We start from the raw sequence: 15,963 nt of genomic DNA on the forward strand, positions 1-15,963 counted from the left end.
TTCAGGAGGAGAGACCAAATTGTGTAGACTTTGCGATCCCCAAAAGCCCCAGCTGCCCTGCCCCACACGGCGCGATTTCCTCAAGGCATCCGCGATCGCTGGTGTGGCCGGCACCACCGGAATTTCGATTGCTGGAACGGCACATGCTCAGGATGCTGCTGCCGCAACCCTGCCCGAAGGCGTTGGAACCCCCGGACGGCGCGTGCTGATCAAGGGCGGCGCAGTCATGTCGATGGACGATGCGGTGGGCAACTTTGCCGTCGGCGACGTGCTGATTGACGGCAAGACCATTGTAGAAGTCGGGGCCAATATAGATGCACCCGACGCAGCCGTGATTGATGCGGCGGGCAAAGTGGTGATGCCGGGTTTTGTTGACACCCACCACCACCAGTTCGAAACCGCGCTGCGCAGCCAACTGTCCAATGGCATTCTGATCAATGATGGCCGCCCCGCGAACGCGTCCAACTATTACGAGACGATCCTGCAGGGCTTTTCGATGCACTACCGGCCTGAAGACGTCTATATCAACGAGTTGTTCGGCGGCATTGCACAGCTTGACGCCGGCGTGACAACGGTCATGGATGTCAGCCAGATCCACCACTCGCCCGAACATTCCGATGCCGCCATCGAGGGCCTGCGCGACGCGGGTCGCCGAGGGGTCTTTGGCTACTTCGAGGGCTGGGGCGACCGGGCGAAATACCCGACGGATGCCGCACGCATCAAGGAACAGTATTTCAGCTCTGACGACCAACTGACTACGATGGTCATGGGCGGCGAAATCTACCTGCCCGGGTACGAAGCCGCATGGAAGATCGGCCGCGAATTGGGCCTACCGATTGCCCTGCATGTGGTCGGCACCTTTGGCATGCAACCCACGTTTGATGAGCTGGGCGCGTCTGGCATGTTCGGCGAAGACAACATCTTTATCCACATGACCGGCATGTCTGACGATGGCTGGAAATACGCCAAGGATGCAGGTGCACACGTTTCATTGGCGGTGCCGATTGAAATGCACATGCGCCACGGCACCCCACCGATCCAAAAGGCCCTTGATCTGGGCATGTCAACGTCGCTGTCCACAGATGTGGAATGCACCATGACGGCGGACTTCTTCACTCAGATGCGCGGCCTGATCACATTGCAGCGGATGTTTGCAAACGAAAAGGCGCTGTCGGGCCAGGAATACCCCGAATTGATGCAGTGCATGCAGGCCATCCGGCACGCGACAATGGGCGGGGCCGAAGGGCTCAGGCTGGACCGCAAGATCGGGTCACTGACCCCCGGCAAAGAAGCGGACATCATTCTGCTGGATGCACAAGCGATCAACGTCGCGCCCCTGAACAACGTGCCGGGCGCTGTTGTCACCCTGATGGAACGCAACAACGTCGATACCGTCATGGTCGCCGGTCAGGTCAAGAAATGGAAAGGCCAGATGCTGGGCTTTGACATCGAACGCCTGCGCGGTGAGCTGGAATCGAGCCGAGACTATCTGTTTCAGGCCGCAGGCATCGAACACGATCTTTTCGCCTGATCCCAGATGCAAATCAGCCCCGTGGCCAATCGCTGCGGGGCTCTCCCCATAGACCGGCCCGTCTGGGCCATACGATTGATGAAGGAGTGTGACTTTGGCCCAACTGGTTGCCACCTTGGCCTCGACCCACCACCCGTTCTATCTCAAGGCGACGACAATGCCGCCAGAGCAGCAGATGCCGCAGGCACCGGAGTGGAAGCGCAAGATCGAGGCCTACCGCGAGACTCTGGAACGCACCAAACCCGATATTCTGGTGATGATCGGCTCTGACCACTTTCACCAGATCTTTCTGGACAACTGCCCACAGTTCCTGATTGGCAAAGCGCCGCGCTACGACGCGACCTTTTACAATGAGGAACGCGAATTCGGCATTCCAAAGTACGTACTTGAAGGCGACGAGGATATGTCAGGCTTCATGCATCAACACCTGATGGATCAGGACTTTGACTTTGCCTTTTCGAATGAGCTGAAGATCGACCACTCCATCATCTGTCCGATCATCACCGTGCGTCCAGACGCGGATCTGCCCGTGGTGCCGATCTACACAAATATCTTTGCCCCGCCGCTACCCTCTCCGCGCCGTTTCTACAATCTGGGCCGCGCCATCCGCAAAGCGATTGACGCCTATCCATCGGACAAACGCGTCGCCGCCATCGGCACAGGTCACCTGTCGCTGGAATTGGGCGGACCGCGCCAGTTCATGGAAACCGGGCCAGACCCTGAATTCGATCATCAGGCGATCGAATGGCTGCGCAACGGCGACATTGATGCGATCCTAGACAACGTCGATCACGAAAGCATGGCCCAAAGCGGGAATGCCACGCACGGTTTCCTGAACTTTATTCTGATGTTGGGCGTCGCGGGGCCAGAGGGTGCCGACTACGTCGACAACCTCGATCTGTTCCACACGATGGAAGCCTACTTTACTTGGTATCCAAAGGAGGCCGCAGCATGAGCAAGTACTACGTCAACAAATTCCTGTTCACCGTTGATCGTGACCCTGAGTATCTGAAACGCTACACCGAAGACCCACGCAACTTTGTCGCCACGTGGGAACAGTCGATCGGCCCGCGACTGAGCGATGCCGAAATGTCGACAGTCAACGCTTTCACGCCCGAGGAACGTGACGCTTTGATCAATCACGATTATGTCGCCCTCTTTGAAATGGGTGCTCATTTCTTTCTCAATCTGACGATCTTTATCGGGATCTATGATGAACCCTACCTTCAGAAATCCGGCCCCCTTTCCTTTCAGAAGGAGTTTGCAGCCAAGCTGCAACATTGGGTCGGGAAGGAGTATCCGTCAGTCGCCACTTAAGACGCTATTGGGATTGTAGATCTTCAATTATCCGGAGCATCCCGGATCGGCGTTGTTGCAAAATAGCCGCTTGAGGCGTGACTTCCCTTGCCCCTTCAGGTTCAGGCCAAGGGGACGAAACTGGCTGTGCCGAGGGCGTTGAAGCGATTGAAAAGTGCGACGCGGATGTGGGTTTCGGCGGTTTGCTATGGCAGGGCATTCAGGAAGCGGTGGTCAGGATACCACCTCCGAAGCCGCGTCGAGGCCAAGATGCGCTGCCTAAAGTCTTTCGGCGAGCGCATCGCCGCGAGAAACCCGGATCGCCAAGCCTTGAAGATATCTGGCACTTGCTAATGGCTTGTCTGCCGGAGGGCGTTTTCCCCTATCTGGAAACCACTGGCGGCAAGCCACACACCAAGACGGGCCTGAGCAGCACCTGAAGACTCGCTGGCGATCCCTGAAGGACTCGAACCCTCAACCTGCTGATTAGAAGTCAGCTGCTCTATCCAGTTGAGCTAAGGGACCGCTGACGGGGTTTTTGCAGATTTTCGTGCCGCAGGGCAAGCATTCACAGCTTGCGACACATGAAAACACTCAGCGGGTCCGGGGCATATGACCCGAAGGGTGGGCATGTCTCAAATCCCTGCGATAGGTACAGTGCCCGGGCGGCGGCAAAACCCGGCGCCGACCCCGTTTCAAGGCAGGCACCCGCAGCCCCTGATTTACGCGCTTCACCCAGTATTGCGGACAAAAGCATATGGCCCAGCCCCTGCCCGCGCCGAACTGCGGCAACATGCATGCTCTTGAGTTCAAACACCGGAGACCGTCGGGATAGCTTGGCTGGCTCTGCCCCGTCCTGAACGATCTGCAACGCACCGACCGCCAGCACCGCCCCATCCCGTTGCATCAGGGCAAACACCCGTGCCCCACCCGCACGCAGGTCTTCGCCGGTCATGACGTGACAGCTTTCCTCGGGGCTTTGAGCGCGCATCTGTGCATGATGCGCGGCAAGAAGCGCCTCAACCTCGGGCGCTTCACTAAAGATCTCATGCAGACGTGGTGTCAGTGCGTCCAAGCGGTGCGTCGGTCCACAGCGAAGTTTTCGGCGTAACCACGCGCGCGGATATTGGGTTTGCGCTTTTTCGGCTCAAGCACTTGCGCATCAATCCCGTGTTCACGGGCATAGGCCAGTGCGGCGTCTTTGCTGTCAAACTGCAACCGGACCTGAGCCTGCGTATCGCGAGACGAGGTCCAGCCCATCAGCGGATCCACGGATCGGGGCGAGTCCGGTGCAAACTCAAGCGTCCAACCTTTGGTCTTGGCCTGCCCAGACGACATGGCCGTTCTGGCTGGCTGATAAATGCGTGCCCGCATGTCGCAACTCCCTGTCTATGACCATGTTCATGCGTGATATGCAGGCCCGACACAAGAGCCGCAAGGGCGCCTAATGTCACATTTATCCCGGATTGAACAAGCAGGCACGAGTCAGGGATGTCCACAGGGAGCGAGGGGTGGGTAGGTGTAGACGAAAGCCCGATTCCCGCCTGCTTGTCCTTAAAAAGATACATCTCGATTTTCGATTAAGGCAATATCAATCTATCTATTTTTCTCATGCATTTCAATTTGTTGACCAGACAACCCCGTCTATTTATCTGAAATTATTGCCAGTTATCTCAGAAGCGGTGAGGGACCTTTGCGCCCGTACTCCCCGTCAAATCGGCACTGTCCCGGCCTCAAGGGACACCGCCCGACTGCCACGCCCGAATCCTGTCGAATGGCGGGTCCGTCAGACCAGCAACCAGTCGATCAATTCCTCCAGACTGTAGGACACCATCAGATTGTCCTGATCCTCAAAATTGTATCCGCTTGCCGCCCCCTGGAACATGCGCAAGGTGCCAAATCCAGTATCGCTGTCTACAAGGTAACCCCGCCTGATCCCCAATCGCCCCGGAAATTTCGGAATGAGAAAGGCATGTGTGCGAAATTCGGATGAGGAATACACCGAAAAATCATGCCCTCTGAAGTCCCACAATGTCGGCAGTCCCGGACCGATGCGCGGATCTTCGACGATTAGTTTCATCGCGTTCGCCAGATCCTCGGGCGCTAGATAACCGTTGGGACGCCCGCGCAGCATGCGGCGTCCATCTCCGAAACGCCAGACCATCAGGGTCACGACCCCCTCAGCCGCGTCAAACTGGACCGTGGCCTCAGTAATGCAATCGGGCAGTATACCCATTGATTTGGGTCCTTTTTATCCCCCCGGAAACGGCCAGATTGAGGCGGTGCCGGAAGGGAATAGTAACCCACTCCCCTTTAGGTTGAAAGTCGCGCAAAGGAATACCCACCCTCTTTTTTGCATTGCTTTCCGAGACGCCGCAGGCAGGCCTGCGACCGCAACACAGGGATCAATCCCGCCCCCTCCCCTTGTCCCGCCCCCTGCCGCGCGACATATTCTCCGGGAACGGAGCTGCCCCATGCACAACAATTCCCCCGAGCAAATGCCCGCGCTGCTGCACGCGCCGGCCCCCGATGTCCGCGAGCGAGAAAAGCTCGAAGGTGGCAAGCAGTTTGTTCTGCACACCGAGTTTTCGCCCGCCGGCGACCAGCCGACCGCCATTGCCGAACTGACCGAAGGCGTCAACAACGGCGACCGCGATCAGGTCCTGCTGGGGGCCACCGGCACCGGCAAGACCTTTACCATGGCCAAGGTCATCGAAGAGACCCAGCGTCCGGCGATCATCCTTGCCCCGAACAAGACCCTGGCGGCGCAGTTGTATGGCGAGTTCAAGGGCTTCTTTCCCGACAACTCGGTCGAGTATTTCGTCAGCTATTACGACTACTACCAGCCAGAGGCCTATGTCGCGCGGTCGGACACCTACATCGAGAAGGAAAGCCAGATCAACGAACAGATCGACCGGATGCGCCACTCGGCCACCCGGGCGCTGTTGGAACGGGACGACGTCATCATCGTGGCGTCGGTCTCATGCATCTACGGTATCGGCTCTGTCGAGACCTATGGCGCCATGACGCAGGATCTGCACACGGGCCGCGAATACGAAATGCGCAAGGTCATGGCCGATCTGGTGGCCCAGCAGTACCGCCGCAATGATCAGGCGTTTCAGCGCGGGTCTTTCCGGGTGCGCGGCGATTCTCTAGAGGTCTGGCCCGCCCACCTTGAGGATCGCGCCTGGCGGCTGTCGTTCTTCGGTGAGGAACTGGAATCGATCACCGAATTCGACCCGCTGACGGGGGAAAAGACCGATACGTTTGAGCGTATCCGCCTTTATGCGAACAGCCACTATGTGACGCCGCGCCCGACGATGAATCAGGCGATCATCGGCATCAAGAAAGAGCTGCGGCAGCGGCTGGATCAACTGGTGAATGAGGGCAAACTGCTAGAGGCGCAACGGCTGGAACAGCGCACCAACTTTGATCTCGAAATGCTGGAGGCGACCGGCGTCTGCAACGGGATCGAGAACTATTCACGCTATCTGACCGGCCGCGCCCCCGGTGAGCCGCCCCCCACCCTGTTCGAATTCATCCCCGACAACGCGATTGTCTTTGCCGATGAAAGCCACGTCTCGGTCCCGCAGATCGGCGGCATGTACAAGGGCGACTTCCGCCGCAAGATGACGCTGGCGGAGCACGGCTTTCGCCTGCCCTCTTGCATGGACAACCGGCCGCTGAAGTTTGAGGAATGGGACGCCATGCGCCCACAGTCGGTCTTTGTCTCGGCCACCCCTGCCAAGTGGGAGATCGAACAGACTGGCGGCGTCTTCACCGAACAGGTCATCCGCCCTACCGGGCTGCTGGACCCGCAGGTCGAAATCCGTCCGGTCGAAATGCAGGTGGACGATCTGCTGGACGAAGTGCGCCGCGTCACGGCCGCAGGCTACCGGACATTGGCGACCACCCTGACCAAACGCATGGCCGAGGACCTGACCGAATACATGCACGAGCAGGGGATCAAGGTCCGCTACATGCATTCGGACATCGACACCATCGAACGGATAGAAATCCTGCGCGACCTGCGGCTGGGCGCGTTTGACGTGCTGATCGGCATCAACCTGCTGCGCGAGGGACTGGATATTCCCGAATGCGGGCTGGTGGCCATTCTGGATGCGGACAAAGAGGGCTTTTTGCGCTCCGAGACCTCGCTGATCCAGACCATCGGGCGCGCCGCGCGGAACGCGGACGGTCGCGTCATCATGTACGCCGACCGCATGACCGGCAGCATGGAGCGGGCGCTGGCAGAGACCAATCGCCGCCGCGACAAGCAGATCGCCTATAACAAGGAACACGGCATCACGCCCGCGACAGTGAAAAAGAACGTCGAAGACATTCTTGCCGGGCTGTACAAGGGCGACGTGGACATGAACCGCGTGACCGCCAAGATCGACCCGGCGCGGCAAGGCGCGAACCTGCAAGCGGTTCTGGACGGGCTGCGCACCGATATGCGCAAGGCCGCCGAGAACCTCGAGTTCGAAGAGGCCGCACGCCTGCGGGATGAGGTCAAACGGCTGGAAGCGGTCGATCTGGCGGTGTCCGACGATCCGCTGGCGCGGCAGCAGGCGGTGGAGCGAGCGTCAGAGGCGGCGGTCAAGGCCAAGGGGCGGTCTACGGCAGGTAAGCCGGGACAGCGCGGGGGGAATGTGAAGCGGCGGAAGCGGTGATGCCTATTTCAAAGTGGAAGGTGTACGAAGCTTCGAGCAGAATCGAAACCGTTGAGTACCAACAGTTTGAGAGCTTTTGCCTTCGGGCAAACCAACTCCGCAAGAACTGGATAGACTTTTTAGGAAGTCGAAAAACACTGGCAATGAGTTTCGACCGTTCATCAGGGAAAATTGAAGAAAACGCTCTTCTACAAAACCCCCACCGCCTCAAGGGACTTTTCTTGGATTTTCGTGTTTTTATAGCAAGAAATGAAACCACTGAGTATAAGAAAATTTGCAATAAGTTAACGCAAAGGTTTACCGAATCCCACGTCAGAGAATTTTTAGAATATGAAAAATCCGTTTGGGACCAAGAAAGCGCCCTACAGTCGTGGCACTACTTTTCAAGCAACGAGATCATTGATACCTACTTCAACGGCCGCCTATTTCATACTGATCGCAGCAAGCACGAGAAACTTCTAACTGTATTGCGCAACATGACCGAGCCCGCACTGAACGCTGTGATTTTGCTGGAAATCGACAAAAAAAGTCGCATAATCAACAACCTAAATCTTTGTTGCGAATATCTTCAGAAACACGAACCAAAAATCAAAGTGCCCATTGCAAACTTCGCAGCGAACAAAATCATTTAAATTCATGTCATTCGAAAACGTTCCTCGCTCGAGCGGCGAACAAGCCGCCGCGCGAGCATCATACTGAAAGCATGACTCCGCCACCACAACGCTCCCCCTGCCGACATCAGGGTCAGGTTTGCCCCACTGACGCGCGCCAAACGACCAAGGCACACTTCCTGAATTCCCTTGGCCGTCGCATCGGCGACCATCAAGCCTTTTTCGGAAGCCTGTCCAATGTCACATGTTCTTGTCGGCTTTGCATTTACCCTACTCACCGCCCTTGTCGTCATTGTTGGCGATACGCTGCTCAAACACGCTGCCGACAGCGGCAAGCCTTTGATGTCCGGCTTGGTCGTCGCTGGGTGCGTTATCTACGCGGTCTCGGCGATCTTCTGGTTCTGGGCCATGCGTCACATGACGCTTGCGCAGGCTGGCGTAGCCTATTCGATACTCACGCTGCTCGCCTTGTGCGCCATCGGCGTAATCTGGTTCGGCGAACGTCTTTATGTCCGCGAGTATGCGGGAATCGCCTGCGCCATCGCCGCCATGGTCCTGATGGTGCGGGTGACCTGACGGCCAAGGTCCGCGCGCCCGAAACGATTGCCCCAAACGCAAAGCGCGGCCCCCTTTCGGGGACCGCGCCACATCACGTCGAAAGGCGATATGCCTTACACGAGTTCCAGGTTCACGGCGCTTTCGCGGCCGTCACGGCCTGCTTCCACGTCGTAGGTAACTTTCTGGTTGTCTGCGAGGCCGGTCAGGCCCGAACGCTCAACAGCCGAGATGTGCACGAACACGTCTTTGCCGCCTGCATCAGGCTGAATGAAACCGAAACCTTTGGTGGTGTTGAACCATTTCACTGTGCCATTGGCCATGTGATACTTCCTTGTTTTCTATACCGCTCGCAATATGCAGCGGCCCGGCAAAGGCGCGTCTTGATCGAGTAGCTGCGTGCCGGTGACGGAAAACAGAAGTCGAAGAGAAGGTCTTTAGCCCGGCCCATATGCCAGATATGCCCCGCAAACGCAAGTGTCTTGTACAGGTCGGACTTGGCGACCATGCCCGCCCTCGACCGACCTGATACCTGCAGCACAGGGGCAGCGATGGCCTCTGGCGGCAGGTAGCGCACCCGCACAACTGACACGCTGGCAATGCTTGTCACTCGCGGTTTTGACATCCACCAAATGCGCCCTTTGCCAAGCGTACCACCGGACCCCAAAGGCCTGCGTAGGGTGGGTTTTCAACCCACCTTTTGCCGCGTTCCTGACCCCATCAAATATTTCTTTCCGGACCTCTTGCAGCGCCCCCTGCCCCATCCCACTTTCGCGCCATCCGGGTGTGAGGCTCCACCCGGCGGCTGCAGGCGCGAGGTCGCGCCGAGAGCGCTTTCCTCACATGGATACATGCCCATGCGCACCCTGTTCGCCGCCGCCATCGCGGTCCTTTTCGCCCTCCCCGCCGTCGCCGACGAAACCGAAGGGCTTGTCCTTGCCTACGATCGCAAGGCCGATCTTCTTGTCCTCACTGACAAGACCATCTGGCAACTGCCGTCCGGGATCGACGTGCCCGCCGACCTTGGTGCTGGCGACCGTGTCCTGCTGAGCTATGAGACCGCGGGCGAAGATGGCCTCACCGCCATCGACAGCCTGACCCGGCTTTCCATCGCACTGCGCGATGGCGAAGACGGCGGCAGCTGAGGCTTGCAGCCCCTGTCTGGCGTTGCCGGACAGGGGCAAGACACCTAACTCTCGCCACCGGCAACCGTCAGGCCCAGCATCCGCCAGCCCTGCATCCCCCAGCGATAGTAGCTGATCTTTTCCGCCGGATACCCTGCCTCTATCATGCGTCTGATCGCCGTCGGCGATTGACCGCACCATGGCCCGTTGCAGAACAGGACAACCTGCGAAACGGCATCCGGATCACATTCGAAACCTTCGAAATCCACTTCGCAGCCCAGTTCGCCCAGACGGTCGACCATTTCCGTGTAAGGCATGCTGACTGACCCGGGGATAGTCCCGGTCTCCCAGTCGGGGCGCACCCGGCTGTCGATCACCATGATGTCAGCGTCCTGAAGCGCGGCCAGCACCTCCAACTCTCCGATCGTCGTGACCCCCTCAGCGGGAGAGATCGGCTGGATGCAAAAGCTGGGACACGGACGGGCGATGCGCGCAAAATCGCCTTCGATCACCGCATCCGTGTCCTGAACCCGTGAGATCGTGACCTCTCCGCCGCCGGGCGTCGCCACGGTGACAGAGGCCACATCTCGCGAGATGTTGACTTCATCAGCCCCGGCAGGCGCGCCAAGCGCCAAAACCAGCGCAAGAAAAGCAATCTGTTTCATGTTTCTCCCCCTTCGTTAAAATCCGACCTGACGCGGTGAAACCACCGCGCAAACGAATCAGCTTCGTACCCAGCCAACGATCTGGCCCGCAGGCATCGCCCCGGACTGGCGCTTTTTCTCACGCCCGCCGGTAAAGGTCACCATGGTCGGAATCCCGCGAATGCCATGTTGCGAGCCCGCCTGAGCAAATTCCTCGGTGTTGAGTTTCACAAGCCGCGCTTCGCCACCCAGCTCTGAGGCCGCTTTTCCGAACTCGGGGGCCATCATGCGGCAGGGGCCGCACCACGGCGCCCAGAAATCCACCACCAACGGCACTTCGTCGGTGCGCGCGGCCTTGGCGAGCGTGGCGGCATCGACCTCGACGGCCTTACCGGGCATCAGTTTCGCGCCGCAGGTTCCGCACTTTGGCCCTGACGCCAGTTTTTCCGCCGGAACCCGGTTCACCTGTCCACAGTCAAGACAGGTCAGTTTCTTGCCAGCCATCCCAAATCCTCCGATTCACATTCGAAAGTAAATATGTGACTGACGGCGCACGTCATCAAGCAGGCCGCTCAAAAATCTGCGTGCCGAGGATTGCCTATCGAAACACGTGCACCACCCCCAATTGCCCACTTTCCAGCCCACCCCGGACGGTGCCAAGCGGACGAGAGGAGCATTCACTCTATCCCTTGGGGGCCGTGTTTCAGCAAAATGGGAACGATAAGGTCTTCCTCGTCCTCAAGATGCCGCAGCAAGAGCGCCTCGAACCCGGTGACCTCGGTGTGATAGGCCCCAGCCTCCACCTTGTCCTGAAGCACCCCATTGGCTGAATCGGCAAAACGTTGCAGCAGCCCGTCCATCGCGTGATGGTCACGATCCAAGATCTCAAAGCCGCGCGATAGACGCGCCTCGACGCCTACCAGCTTGGGAAAATAATGCATATCTTCGATCTGATGATGCCCGTGAAGCTGTTGCAGCAACATGCCGCCAAACCGCGAGAGCCGCGCCTGCATCTGGCGCGGTTCGATATTGCGATCGACCAACGCCTCGGCGTCCTGCCGCAGTGTCTCCGAGAGGCGACGGAACATCAGATGGCGGTCCAGCCAAAAGGCCACCAATCCGTCGAAATTTTTGTGGTCCTGCCACGTGTCACGCGGGTAATCCGCGCGCAGGGCATATAAAGCCTCTGGCAGTCCGTCACGGCGGGTCAGATCAAGAGTGCTGTCCATGACCCGCAGGATGGGGCGGATCGATGCAAAGTCAACGCAGCACGTGCACAGCACAATGTGCATGGCGGACCACTTGCGCGGCGGTCGACCCCAACAGCAAATCCTGCATCCCCGGCCGGTGAGAGGCGATCACAATCAGATCGACCGGGTTATCTGCGGCCCAGTCAAGGATCGTGCGTCCGGAATGACCCGACACCACCAGCCCCACGCCGCCCGGAACCACCGAAGCGATATCGTTGAGCTCGCCCTCTATGGCGAGGCGCGCCTGCGCGGAATAGTCGGCTGGCAGGTAATTGGTAACATAGCCCGGCACCTGCTCCAGAACGTGCATGAACGTGATGCGCGCGCCCTCTGCGGCCAGCTTTTGCGCCACAGCCGTGGCGGCCCGGATCCGGTCATCGCTGTTTTCGCCAAAAGCGACGGGGACTAGGATGTTCTTGTACATGGTCACTCCTCCTGTTGGATACAGAGTGACGCCAAGCGCAGGGGCGTGCCTTGATGCAGGTCATGCCTGCGTCGCCATCCGGGGGCCACAAGGCGGCCATGATCCGGACATATTGCCCGATTAAAAAAACTTCCGGTGTCAGAACGCACCGCAAACTGGCCTCTTTGCCGTTCACAGAACGGGTCGGCAGGGTCCGGTCGCCGAACGGCGACCTTTCCGGTCGGACCCGACATGTCCTTGCCGGAAAGATGGCAAGGAGTTTGCGCGATGCGTTATCTGATCGCCGAAACCAGTTGGCCCCTGATGACCTTGGCCAAGACATTGGTCGATGCGGGGGTTCTTCTGACACGGACCGACCGACCGGAGGATATTCCCCACTTCCTGCACACCACTCCATCGGATCTGTTGATTCTCGACGCCGGTGATCTTGACCGGCCCGGCTTGTCTCTGGCCAACTTGCGGCGCTCTCACCCTGATACGCCGATTGCATTGACGGCAAAGGATGCTTCACAGGTACAAATCGTGCGCTGGCTGCAAAGCGGCGCAGATACGGTGCTGAACCCGGGAAGCTCTCCGGAAGAGATAATGATGGTGCTTTCTGCCATCGCGCGTCGGGCGCATGGACTGGCGCAACCCATGCTGCGCTACGGTCCGTTGGCCATCAACCTGCAAACCCGCAAGGCATATCTGACCGACTGCCCGATCAAGTTGAGCCCCAAGGTCTATGAGCTGCTGGAATACATCGCCCTGAGGCCCCGGCAGCTGGTCAACCGCGCGGCGCTGCTGGGCCATGTGTACGGGCTGGAGGATGAACCCGACCCGCGGGTCTTTGACGTCTATGTCTGCAATCTGCGCGCCTGCCTTGCAGCCTCGGACGGCGCGGTCGACATCGAAACAGTGCGCGGGTCCGGCTATCGCTTTGTCCCTGCCTGCCTCGATGGGGCCATCGCCGCCTGAGTCGTATTTCAGAAGGTCGCCGCGACGTCGTAGAGCACCGGCTCGAAACTACGGCAAAACGAATTCAGTGCGCGGTTGCGTTCACGCATTTCGCCAGAGCGCAGCATGGCCAGAAAATCGTCGCGCCGCTCCCATTGTGAATAGTTGGCGATCCGCGTTTGCGCATCGTTGACGTGCAGCGCCGCAGCGATGAACCCGGGCTGTTTCGAAATGAACTCGGCATAGGCCGACTGCAGGGCATCCAGCAGATCCTGACACTGGCCGGGGCTGGTCTCAAAGGTGGTGATGACGGTCTGGGCGTCGGACGACACGGTAATCTTGGGCATCGGGTTCTCCTCTTCTGGCCCGACATTGGCACGGATTGTGACCGTGGCCAAACCCGCGCGGTCAGGGGGCGACACCCTGCCCCGGGGGTGGAAATTCTTGACAGGCCGTGGCGTGAAGGGTCACACAGTGTCCAATCCAACAAGATCAAGCGCACAAGCGCGGCACGAGCAGGACACAGGCCCATGAGCAGCACCCAGCGTATCGAGGAGTCGATCCGCGATTCCATCATTTCCCGCCCCGACATCATTTTGGACGACAAGGACCTGATGCAGGCCTTGATCGCGTCCAACGAGCGCGCCATGGGCGGCAACATCATCGACTTGCGCGGCATCGCGATGGAGCGTCTGGAGACGCGGCTGGACCGGCTGGAAGACACCCATCGCAGCGTGATCGCAGCGGCCTATGAGAACCTTGCCGGGACCAACCAGATTCACCGCGCCGTTCTGCGGATGCTGGACCCCGTCGATTTTGAGACTTTCCTGCATGACCTTGGCGGCGAAGTGGCACAGATCCTGCGGGTCGACATGATCCGCCTTGTGCTGGAGACCGCACAAGAGGATGACGATCCGGTTGTGCGCCGACTTGGCGACGTGTTGTCCGTGGCAGAGCCCGGTTTTGTCGAGGCCTATGTGGGCGAAGGCCGTGAGGCCCCCATGCGCCCGGTCGTCCTACGTCAGGTCCAGCAGGGCAGCGAAGCGATCTTTGGCGAGCGCGCCGAATGGATACGCTCTGAGGCCTGCCTGCGGCTGGACTTTGGACCCGGCCGCCTGCCTGGCCTGCTTGTCATGGGGGCGGAGGACCCGCACCAGTTCACTCCGCAACAAGGCACTGATCTGCTGGCCTTCTTTGGCGGCGTGTTTGAACGGGCGATGCGGCGCTGGCTGGCCTGAGGCCGGTGCGGTCATGAGCTTTGAAATCTCTCCCGCCGCACGCGATGCGCTGGCCAATTGGCTGGACGCCTGCAAGGCGCTGGACGAGGCGGCAGAGAACACCCTGACCGCCTATCGTGGCGACGTGCTGGATTTCATCGCCTTCCTGACCGCGCATCATGCCGAGCCGCAGGGGTTGGCCCCGCTGTCCCGGGTCACGACAACCGACATGCGGTCTTGGATGGCACATCTGCGGCGGCAAGAGATCGGCGCACGATCGGTCGCGCGCAAACTGTCCGCGGTCAAAAGCTTTTATCGCTGGCTGTCCCGCCGGGAAGGGTTTGAGCCGACCGCCGTGCTGTCTGCCCGCGCCCCCAAGTTTCAAAAGAAACTGCCCCGCCCGCTGACCGAAGACGCCGCCCGCGCGATGATCGACACGGTCGAGTTGCAATCGCGCGAAGGCTGGCAAGGCGCGCGGGACGCCGCCGTGGTCACGCTGCTTTATGGCTGCGGGTTGCGCATCTCCGAGGCTCTCGGGCTGAAAGGCCGCGACTTGCCACTGGGCGCATCGCTGCGAATCCACGGCAAAGGCGGCAAGGAACGCATTGTCCCAGTGCTGCCGGTGGCCATCCATGCGGTCGAAACCTACCTGCGCCTCTGCCCCTACCCGGTTGAGCCCGACGCCGCGCTGTTTCGCGGGGCGCGGGGCGGGCCCCTGAACCCGCGTCTGGTGTCCAAGGCGACAGAGCGCGCGCGCATGCAACTGGGGCTGCCCGCCACGGCCACGCCGCACGCCATGCGCCACAGCTTTGCCACCCACCTGCTGGCCGCCGGGGGCGACCTGCGCGCGATTCAGGAACTGCTGGGCCATGCCTCTCTCTCGACCACGCAGGCCTACACGGCAGTGGATGAGGTTCACCTGATGAAGGTCTACGAGGCGACGCATCCCAAGGCGTGACGCCGGGGCCGCAGTCTGTTTACCTTGCCGGCGGGCGACTCGCCCCTGCAACGATAAGGACACCCGATGCAATTGCTCCATTCCGCCGCCTCGCCCTTTGTCCGCAAGGTCATGGTCACCCTGCACGAGACCGGGCAGATGGACGATGTGGAGATCGTGAACGTCTCGACCACACCTGTGGCGCCCGACCCGGCGCTGATCTCTGCGAATCCTTTGGGCAAGATCCCGGCGCTGATGCGCGATAATGGTCCAACGCTGTATGACAGCCGGGTGATCTGTCGCTTTCTGGATGATCGCGCGCAGGCGGGCCTGTATCCGGACAGCCGCATCTGGGACACGCTGACGCTGGAGGCGACAGGCGACGCGATCATGGAGGCGGCGGTGCTGATCATCTACGAAGAGCGGTTCCGCCCCGCTGAAAAGGTCTCGATGGATTGGATCGAGGGCCAGTGGGCCAAGGTTTCACGCGCGCTGGATGCCCTTGGCACCCGTTGGATGAGTCACCTGCAGGGGCGTACCGATATGGGGCATATCGCCGTGGGCGCTGCACTCGGATACTTGGATTTCCGGCACGAGGCGCGGTCGTGGCGGACGGGGCGTGATGAACTGTCCGGCTGGTATGCGGAGTTTGCGCAACGCCCGTCGATGGTCGCGACGATGCCTAGCGGCTGACACGAAAAAGGGCGGACCCCGGTCCGCCCGTCACGACACTGTAGGGTGGGTTTTCAACCCACCGGCCTTTAC

At 59.9% G+C, this 15,963-nt stretch carries 20 protein-coding genes, 1 tRNA gene and 1 pseudogene; 12 read left to right on the forward strand and 10 right to left on the reverse strand.

Going from position 1 to position 15,963, the window contains the following annotated elements:
• Nucleotides 1-19 precede the first annotated feature (19 nt).
• The 4 genes and pseudogenes from VOI21_RS01200 to VOI21_RS01215 form a co-directional block, all read left to right on the forward strand.
• Nucleotides 20-1,531: an amidohydrolase family protein gene (locus VOI21_RS01200; RefSeq protein ID WP_323766884.1), complete on the forward strand. Its 1,512-nt coding sequence runs from the start codon at nucleotides 20-22 to the stop codon at nucleotides 1,529-1,531.
• A gap of 94 nt (nucleotides 1,532-1,625) precedes the next feature.
• Complete coding sequence (locus VOI21_RS01205; protein WP_323766885.1) at nucleotides 1,626-2,486, forward strand: hypothetical protein; 861 nt, start codon at nucleotides 1,626-1,628, stop codon at nucleotides 2,484-2,486.
• Nucleotides 2,483-2,848, forward strand: coding sequence for a hypothetical protein (locus VOI21_RS01210; protein ID WP_323766887.1), 366 nt, complete (start codon nucleotides 2,483-2,485; stop codon nucleotides 2,846-2,848). Before VOI21_RS01205 ends, VOI21_RS01210 begins: the two co-directional genes overlap by 4 nt.
• A gap of 186 nt (nucleotides 2,849-3,034) precedes the next feature.
• Nucleotides 3,035-3,166 (forward strand): annotated as a pseudogene (locus VOI21_RS01215) (IS5/IS1182 family transposase); the annotation flags it as partial.
• 109 nt (nucleotides 3,167-3,275) lie between these two features.
• Here the strand turns inward: VOI21_RS01215 and VOI21_RS01220 are convergent.
• The 4 genes from VOI21_RS01220 to VOI21_RS01235 all read right to left on the reverse strand — a co-directional run bounded on the left by VOI21_RS01220 (nucleotide 3,276) and on the right by VOI21_RS01235 (nucleotide 5,000).
• A tRNA-Arg gene (locus VOI21_RS01220) sits at nucleotides 3,276-3,352 on the reverse strand.
• A gap of 43 nt (nucleotides 3,353-3,395) precedes the next feature.
• On the reverse strand, nucleotides 3,396-3,902 hold the full coding sequence (locus VOI21_RS01225) for a GNAT family N-acetyltransferase (protein ID WP_323766889.1): 507 nt from the start codon (nucleotides 3,900-3,902) through the stop codon (nucleotides 3,396-3,398).
• Nucleotides 3,890-4,201, reverse strand: coding sequence for an ETC complex I subunit (locus VOI21_RS01230; protein WP_323766891.1), 312 nt, complete (start codon nucleotides 4,199-4,201; stop codon nucleotides 3,890-3,892). Before VOI21_RS01230 ends, VOI21_RS01225 begins: the two co-directional genes overlap by 13 nt.
• A 412-nt stretch (nucleotides 4,202-4,613) precedes the next feature.
• Nucleotides 4,614-5,000: a hypothetical protein gene (locus VOI21_RS01235; RefSeq protein ID WP_323766893.1), complete on the reverse strand. Its 387-nt coding sequence runs from the start codon at nucleotides 4,998-5,000 to the stop codon at nucleotides 4,614-4,616.
• Nucleotides 5,001-5,301: 301 nt separating this feature from the next.
• Between VOI21_RS01235 and uvrB the strand changes: the two genes are divergently transcribed.
• From uvrB to VOI21_RS01250, 3 genes are all read left to right on the forward strand, one after another.
• A complete protein-coding gene (gene uvrB, locus VOI21_RS01240; RefSeq protein WP_323766895.1) occupies nucleotides 5,302-7,500 on the forward strand; it encodes an excinuclease ABC subunit UvrB in 2,199 nt (732 codons plus the stop codon).
• A complete protein-coding gene (locus VOI21_RS01245; RefSeq protein WP_323766897.1) occupies nucleotides 7,500-8,132 on the forward strand; it encodes a hypothetical protein in 633 nt (210 codons plus the stop codon). Before uvrB ends, VOI21_RS01245 begins: the two co-directional genes overlap by 1 nt.
• Nucleotides 8,133-8,348: 216 nt before the next feature.
• A complete protein-coding gene (locus tag VOI21_RS01250; RefSeq protein ID WP_323766899.1) occupies nucleotides 8,349-8,687 on the forward strand; it encodes a hypothetical protein in 339 nt (112 codons plus the stop codon).
• 95 nt (nucleotides 8,688-8,782) lie between these two features.
• Here the strand turns inward: VOI21_RS01250 and VOI21_RS01255 are convergent, their stop codons facing one another.
• Nucleotides 8,783-8,989, reverse strand: coding sequence for a cold-shock protein (locus VOI21_RS01255; RefSeq protein WP_089276256.1), 207 nt, complete (start codon nucleotides 8,987-8,989; stop codon nucleotides 8,783-8,785).
• A 534-nt stretch (nucleotides 8,990-9,523) separates the two neighbouring features.
• Between VOI21_RS01255 and VOI21_RS01260 the strand changes: the two genes are divergently transcribed.
• Nucleotides 9,524-9,811: a hypothetical protein gene (locus VOI21_RS01260; protein ID WP_323766902.1), complete on the forward strand. Its 288-nt coding sequence runs from the start codon at nucleotides 9,524-9,526 to the stop codon at nucleotides 9,809-9,811.
• A gap of 44 nt (nucleotides 9,812-9,855) precedes the next feature.
• On the opposite strand, the gene VOI21_RS01265 is transcribed toward VOI21_RS01260, so the two are convergent.
• The 4 genes from VOI21_RS01265 to VOI21_RS01280 form a co-directional block, all read right to left on the reverse strand.
• Entirely contained in the window at nucleotides 9,856-10,455 is a 600-nt protein-coding gene (locus VOI21_RS01265) for a rhodanese-like domain-containing protein (protein ID WP_323766904.1), read from the reverse strand.
• Nucleotides 10,456-10,512: 57 nt separating this feature from the next.
• Nucleotides 10,513-10,938 carry a thioredoxin TrxC gene (gene trxC / locus VOI21_RS01270; protein ID WP_323766906.1) on the reverse strand — a complete coding sequence of 142 codons (426 nt, stop codon included), beginning with the start codon at nucleotides 10,936-10,938 and terminating at the stop codon, nucleotides 10,513-10,515.
• A 173-nt stretch (nucleotides 10,939-11,111) separates the two neighbouring features.
• Complete coding sequence (locus VOI21_RS01275; protein ID WP_323766908.1) at nucleotides 11,112-11,726, reverse strand: hemerythrin domain-containing protein; 615 nt, start codon at nucleotides 11,724-11,726, stop codon at nucleotides 11,112-11,114.
• Nucleotides 11,695-12,108: a universal stress protein gene (locus tag VOI21_RS01280; RefSeq protein WP_323766910.1), complete on the reverse strand. Its 414-nt coding sequence runs from the start codon at nucleotides 12,106-12,108 to the stop codon at nucleotides 11,695-11,697. The genes VOI21_RS01275 and VOI21_RS01280 overlap by 32 nt, the downstream gene beginning before the upstream one ends.
• Before the next feature lie 267 nt (nucleotides 12,109-12,375).
• Here VOI21_RS01280 and VOI21_RS01285 point away from each other — a divergent pair, with 267 nt between their 5' ends.
• Complete coding sequence (locus VOI21_RS01285; RefSeq protein WP_323766911.1) at nucleotides 12,376-13,065, forward strand: response regulator transcription factor; 690 nt, start codon at nucleotides 12,376-12,378, stop codon at nucleotides 13,063-13,065.
• 8 nt (nucleotides 13,066-13,073) lie between these two features.
• On the opposite strand, the gene VOI21_RS01290 is transcribed toward VOI21_RS01285, so the two are convergent.
• Entirely contained in the window at nucleotides 13,074-13,391 is a 318-nt protein-coding gene (locus VOI21_RS01290; RefSeq protein WP_323766913.1) for an antibiotic biosynthesis monooxygenase family protein, read from the reverse strand.
• A 183-nt stretch (nucleotides 13,392-13,574) separates the two neighbouring features.
• Between VOI21_RS01290 and VOI21_RS01295 the strand changes: the two genes are divergently transcribed.
• The 3 genes from VOI21_RS01295 to VOI21_RS01305 all read left to right on the forward strand — a co-directional run bounded on the left by VOI21_RS01295 (nucleotide 13,575) and on the right by VOI21_RS01305 (nucleotide 15,891).
• Nucleotides 13,575-14,282 (forward strand): DUF484 family protein, encoded by a 708-nt coding sequence (locus VOI21_RS01295; RefSeq protein ID WP_323766915.1) that lies wholly within the window; start codon nucleotides 13,575-13,577, stop codon nucleotides 14,280-14,282.
• 13 nt (nucleotides 14,283-14,295) lie between these two features.
• Nucleotides 14,296-15,219 carry a tyrosine recombinase XerC gene (locus tag VOI21_RS01300; RefSeq protein ID WP_323766917.1) on the forward strand — a complete coding sequence of 308 codons (924 nt, stop codon included), beginning with the start codon at nucleotides 14,296-14,298 and terminating at the stop codon, nucleotides 15,217-15,219.
• Nucleotides 15,220-15,285: 66 nt separating this feature from the next.
• Entirely contained in the window at nucleotides 15,286-15,891 is a 606-nt protein-coding gene (locus VOI21_RS01305; RefSeq protein ID WP_323766919.1) for a glutathione S-transferase, read from the forward strand.
• Nucleotides 15,892-15,963: the final 72 nt, after the last annotated feature.

Origin of the sequence: Antarctobacter sp. (genome assembly GCF_034670325.1) — a bacterium.
GTDB lineage: Bacteria > Pseudomonadota > Alphaproteobacteria > Rhodobacterales > Rhodobacteraceae > Antarctobacter.

Excerpts from the sequence above, each read along its gene's own strand:
- VOI21_RS01210 (WP_323766887.1), top strand. The coding sequence starts at position 2,483 with ATGAGCAAGTACTACGTCAACAAATTCCTGTTCACCGTTGATCGTGAC.
- VOI21_RS01230 (WP_323766891.1), bottom strand. The coding sequence starts at position 4,201 with ATGCGGGCACGCATTTATCAGCCAGCCAGAACGGCCATGTCGTCTGGG.
- uvrB (WP_323766895.1), top strand. The coding sequence starts at position 5,302 with ATGCACAACAATTCCCCCGAGCAAATGCCCGCGCTGCTGCACGCGCCG.
- VOI21_RS01245 (WP_323766897.1), top strand. The coding sequence starts at position 7,500 with ATGCCTATTTCAAAGTGGAAGGTGTACGAAGCTTCGAGCAGAATCGAA.
- VOI21_RS01250 (WP_323766899.1), top strand. The coding sequence starts at position 8,349 with ATGTCACATGTTCTTGTCGGCTTTGCATTTACCCTACTCACCGCCCTT.
- VOI21_RS01255 (WP_089276256.1), bottom strand. The coding sequence starts at position 8,989 with ATGGCCAATGGCACAGTGAAATGGTTCAACACCACCAAAGGTTTCGGT.
- VOI21_RS01260 (WP_323766902.1), top strand. The coding sequence starts at position 9,524 with ATGCGCACCCTGTTCGCCGCCGCCATCGCGGTCCTTTTCGCCCTCCCC.
- VOI21_RS01265 (WP_323766904.1), bottom strand. The coding sequence starts at position 10,455 with ATGAAACAGATTGCTTTTCTTGCGCTGGTTTTGGCGCTTGGCGCGCCT.
- trxC (WP_323766906.1), bottom strand. The coding sequence starts at position 10,938 with ATGGCTGGCAAGAAACTGACCTGTCTTGACTGTGGACAGGTGAACCGG.
- VOI21_RS01275 (WP_323766908.1), bottom strand. The coding sequence starts at position 11,726 with ATGCACATTGTGCTGTGCACGTGCTGCGTTGACTTTGCATCGATCCGC.
- VOI21_RS01280 (WP_323766910.1), bottom strand. The coding sequence starts at position 12,108 with ATGTACAAGAACATCCTAGTCCCCGTCGCTTTTGGCGAAAACAGCGAT.
- VOI21_RS01285 (WP_323766911.1), top strand. The coding sequence starts at position 12,376 with ATGCGTTATCTGATCGCCGAAACCAGTTGGCCCCTGATGACCTTGGCC.
- VOI21_RS01290 (WP_323766913.1), bottom strand. The coding sequence starts at position 13,391 with ATGCCCAAGATTACCGTGTCGTCCGACGCCCAGACCGTCATCACCACC.
- VOI21_RS01295 (WP_323766915.1), top strand. The coding sequence starts at position 13,575 with ATGAGCAGCACCCAGCGTATCGAGGAGTCGATCCGCGATTCCATCATT.
- VOI21_RS01300 (WP_323766917.1), top strand. The coding sequence starts at position 14,296 with ATGAGCTTTGAAATCTCTCCCGCCGCACGCGATGCGCTGGCCAATTGG.
- VOI21_RS01305 (WP_323766919.1), top strand. The coding sequence starts at position 15,286 with ATGCAATTGCTCCATTCCGCCGCCTCGCCCTTTGTCCGCAAGGTCATG.